At 51.0% G+C, this 525-nt stretch carries 1 protein-coding gene; it reads left to right on the top strand.

Features of this window, described 5'->3' with window-relative positions; genetic code table 11:
* Window positions 1-92: 92 nt before the first annotated feature.
* Window positions 93-525, top strand: a 433-nt coding sequence (locus ACTHUR_RS17985; RefSeq protein WP_440400108.1) for a KdsC family phosphatase, incomplete at its 3' end; no start/stop codon positions are given.

Raw genomic sequence — 525 nt, 5'->3', positions numbered from 1 at the left:
ATTTATTGATGGCACGAATTGTCTGAATCGACGGCAAAAACGTTTTCAGACGGCCTTATGCTAGAATAGGCCGTCTGAAATAAGGAAATCTTATGCAAAACCTCTCTTCCGACCTGCAACAACGCGCTTTAGGCATCAAACTGCTGATACTGGATGTGGACGGCGTTTTGACCGACGGCCGCATTTTTATCCGCGACAACGGCGAAGAAATCAAATCGTTCCACACTTTGGACGGACACGGTTTGAAAATGCTTCAGGCTAGCGGCGTGCAAACTGCGATTATTACCGGCCGCGATGCGCCTTCCGTCGGTATCCGCGTGAAGCAGCTCGGTATCAACTATTACTTCAAAGGCATTCACGACAAACGTGTCGCCTACGCCCAATTACGCGAACAGGCCGGTGTAGAGGAGCATGAGTGCGCCTTTGTCGGCGACGATGTTGTCGATTTGCCCGTGATGGTGCGTTGCGGATTGGCGGTTGCCGTCCCTGAAGCGCATTGGTTTACTTTGCAATACGCCCATTATG

The sequence above is a fragment of the Neisseria sp. P0021.S007 genome (assembly GCF_051956855.1).
Note: the sequence above shows the minus strand (reverse complement) of the source record. Positions and strands in the feature narration are given on the sequence as shown.